This is a genomic window from Halobacillus sp. BBL2006 (genome assembly GCF_000786645.1).
Taxonomy (GTDB): Bacteria; Bacillota; Bacilli; order Bacillales; family Halobacillaceae; genus Halobacillus.
Genome location: NZ_JRNX01000114.1, coordinates 1 through 2,130, shown reverse-complemented (window position 1 = coordinate 2,130; position 2,130 = coordinate 1). Strand labels below are relative to the sequence as shown.

The 2,130-nt window shown below is 37.6% G+C and carries 3 protein-coding genes; 2 read left to right on the top strand and 1 reads right to left on the bottom strand.

The genetic code is table 11. The annotated features are described in order from the left end of the window. Positions 1-336: ribulose-phosphate 3-epimerase (locus tag LD39_RS04260; RefSeq protein ID WP_035543228.1), on the bottom strand; the 336-nt coding region annotated here is incomplete at its 3' end. 170 nt (positions 337-506) lie between these two features. Here LD39_RS04260 and LD39_RS04255 point away from each other — a divergent pair. After that, positions 507-1,256, top strand: coding sequence for a DeoR/GlpR family DNA-binding transcription regulator (locus LD39_RS04255; protein WP_035543226.1), 750 nt, complete (start codon positions 507-509; stop codon positions 1,254-1,256). A 619-nt stretch (positions 1,257-1,875) separates the two neighbouring features. Beyond that, positions 1,876-2,073 (top strand): cold-shock protein, encoded by a 198-nt coding sequence (locus LD39_RS04250; RefSeq protein WP_035543224.1) that lies wholly within the window; start codon positions 1,876-1,878, stop codon positions 2,071-2,073. Positions 2,074-2,130: the final 57 nt, after the last annotated feature.

Genomic DNA, 2,130 nt, shown 5'->3' with positions numbered 1-2,130 from the left:
TTTGGTGTCATGCTTTTTAATTAAATTGATATAGCGATCGATATGTGAACTGGTTTCAATATGGAAGGTGATTTGATCGACGCCGATGTTGAGCATCTCCTGGATGAAAAACTCATTGTCATTGGACATAATGTGAACATCGAACTTCATATCTGTTATTTTTCTTAATTGTTCAATTGTTGAGATACCGAGGGGCATGCTAGGGCTGAAACTTCCATCGATGACATCAATGTGTAAAGTATCCAGTCCTGCACGTTCAATTTCTTTCACGCTTTTTTCTAAATTACAGAGATCCGCACACATAATGGATGGAGCTATCGTAATTTTATTTTGCATGTTTGTGCCTCCTTGTTTTTGCTTTTGTGCCTTTTTTGTCATGTTACTGCATGTTTTAGAAAATGTAAAGGGTTTCTTTGCGCTTTTTTGCATTTTTATGCCCGTTTTAATTTTTTCCGAATGAAAAAATGTGATATAATTTAGGAAATTCTAAGAGGAGTCATACGTTTATGCTTAAACAAGAACGCCAACAAAAAATTGTTGATATTCTAAATGAGGAACACAAAGTGATTGCAAGCGACTTAAGTAAACGACTGTCCGTTTCAGAAGATACGATTCGAAGAGACTTAAAAGAGTTGGATAACCAGGGTGTTATTAAAAGAGTGCACAGTGGGGCGCTCAGAAAAGGACCTCCCGTCGAAGACTTTTCAACGCGGCAGGGGATCTATAATGAAACGAAGGTGAATTTAGCTACCAAGGCCCTGGACCTGATCAAAGACGATATGGTTATCTTAATCGATGGCGGGACAACGAACTTACAATTGGTCCATCAGCTTCCTCTGTCCTTAAAGGGTACGGTCATTACCAACAGTCCACCGATTGCGATGGCACTCTCTAACCATAAAAATGTGGAAGTGATTATGATTGGAGGGACCTTATTTAAACAGTCCATGGTTAATTTGGGGATTGATACCTTTGAATCACTAACGACAATGAGGGCAGATTTATATATCATGGGGATTTATAAAATTGATCCTGAAATAGGAATAAGTGTGCCAAGTTTGTCCGAAGCCTTAGTGAAGCGAAAAATGGCATCTATTTCTACAGAAATCCTTGGGATGGTAACGAATGATAAGTTGGATACGATTTCCAACCATATTGTTTGTCCGACGGATCATCTGACTTATTTAATCACAAATCAAGTAAAACCAGAGATTAAGGATTTGTATGAGAAGCAAAAAATTATTGTGATGGATTAAAATACTTAAGGCTTGTAGTACAAATAGCATTTTATAAAAGTAACAATAAGCAGCAGGTCACCTTTTATCGAGGGTGATCTGCTTTTCTTCTATATTGTGTTTGGAAATTGCTATGCTTGAAACAAATCCAATCTGATATGAACTAAATGTGTTCACACGGACGAAGGAAATAGCCAATGACCTCTTAGTGGAAGGAGCAAACTGGCAGGACAGTGTGGCTTCTTTAGCGAAGCACTCCGATATCATCATTACCGAGCGATGTGGAAGAGGTGTACTTCGGGGAAGAAGTCATCTTAGAAAATGCGAAACCAGGTTTTTGTCATCGATATGACGACGTCCTCTCCAGATTTAGCTCAGGAGGTCGCAGAAAAAGCAAAAGCGACTGATATTTCATAACTTAAAAACGTATCCAAATGTAATGATTGTTTTATCACACCTTGGTTGCCAAGAGACCCCCGGTTGACGGGTAGATCCTTTGTTGATATAATTAAAATTAATTATTCTTGTTCGTTTACAATTGAAAGCAAAGTAACTAGTAAGTCACTTTCGTCTGGAATGAATATGCAGAGCAATAATAGTAATACATTGTGGATCAGTTCCACGCAGGAGGTAACAATTTATGTTACAAGGTAATGTTAAATGGTTTAATGAAAGTAAAGGTTTTGGTTTTATTGAAGTAGAAGGGCAAGACGATGTATTCGTTCATTTCTCTGCTATTCAAGGCGAAGGTTTCAAAACGTTAGAAGAAAACGAGACAGTTTCCTTTGAAATTGTTGAAGGTAACCGTGGACCACAAGCTGCTAACGTTCAAAAATAAGCGTTACTAGTTAGAAAAGAGACTTCCGAATTCGGAAGTCTCTTTTTTTTTTATTAT

Bases quoted from the DNA above. Each gene is read 5' to 3' on its own strand.
- LD39_RS04255 (WP_035543226.1), top strand. From the start codon at position 507: ATGCTTAAACAAGAACGCCAACAAAAAATTGTTGATATTCTAAATGAG.
- LD39_RS04250 (WP_035543224.1), top strand. From the start codon at position 1,876: ATGTTACAAGGTAATGTTAAATGGTTTAATGAAAGTAAAGGTTTTGGT.